Raw genomic sequence first — 407 nt, 5'->3', positions numbered from 1 at the left:
TCTCCGTCAGACTGCACCGTCAGCACCTCGAGACTGCGAACTGGACGGCCTGGGCCTGCGCCCTCTGCAGATCGGTCCGCGGCCGGGACTGCTGCTTGCCGAGCTTCTCCAGGAGGCGATGTTTCTTGGCGACGTCGGCCAGCAGGTGGCGGTTCGCGTCGACGAACGCCTCCACCCCCGGGAACGTGCCGTCCTCCGCCTGTGTACCGGTGAACGTCCCGGCCTCCGCCTGGTCGAGCGCGTCCAGCACGGCCACCATGAAGTCGTCGAACCTGGTCTCGTCGTCGTTCCGGTCGGTCACATCCGGGCTCGCGGCCTGAACCATCTCGGCCAGCACCGACGTTCCCGCGCCGCGATCGTGGAGCTGCGCGGCCATATCCAGCAGGACGTCCGACCGGCCCTCGGCC

Annotated in this window: 1 protein-coding gene; it reads right to left on the bottom strand. The window is 69.3% G+C overall.

Annotated features, from left to right (window positions below):
* Positions 1-19 precede the first annotated feature (19 nt).
* On the bottom strand, positions 20-407 hold a 388-nt coding region (locus QSK31_RS48595; protein WP_285692011.1), incomplete at its 5' end, for a hypothetical protein.

The organism is Actinoplanes sp. NBRC 103695 (assembly GCF_030269485.1).
Lineage (GTDB): Bacteria > Actinomycetota > Actinomycetes > Mycobacteriales > Micromonosporaceae > Actinoplanes.
The sequence above is the reverse complement of the archived record's forward strand: the minus strand, read 5'-3'. Positions and strand labels throughout refer to the sequence as shown.